Source organism: Streptomyces beigongshangae (genome assembly GCF_019710745.1).
Classification (GTDB): Bacteria; Actinomycetota; Actinomycetes; order Streptomycetales; family Streptomycetaceae; genus Streptomyces; species Streptomyces beigongshangae.
The window spans coordinates 1-331 of record NZ_JAHKJW010000206.1 but is presented as its reverse complement, the minus strand read 5'-3'; the positions used below and the strand labels follow the sequence as shown (position 1 = coordinate 331).

General features: G+C 66.2%; 1 protein-coding gene. It reads right to left on the bottom strand.

All coding sequences use genetic code 11. The features are described 5' to 3' along the window. On the bottom strand, nucleotides 1-331 hold a 331-nt coding region (locus KM933_RS38865; RefSeq protein ID WP_221362417.1), incomplete at both ends, for an acyltransferase domain-containing protein.

Sequence of the window (331 nt, the reverse complement as noted above, 5' to 3'; positions counted from 1 at the left end):
GTGTGGGTCGAGGAGGGGGGTCCAGTTGATGGGGGTGCCGCGGGTCCAGGCGTGGCCGAGGGAGGTGAGGAGTTGGCGTGTGTCGCCTTGTCCGCGGCGCAGGGTGCCGGTGACGAGGGTCGGTCCTGGTTCGGTGTGTTCGATGGTTGCTTCGATGCTGGTGGTGAGGACGGGGTGTGCGCTGATTTCGATGTAGGTGGTGAAGTTCTGGGTGAGGAGGTGGTGGATGGCGGGGGCGAAGCGGACGGTGTTGCGCAGGTTGCGGTACCAGTAGGTGGCGTCGAGGTGGCGGGTGTCGAGCCAGTCGGTGTCGACGGTGGAGAAGAAGGGG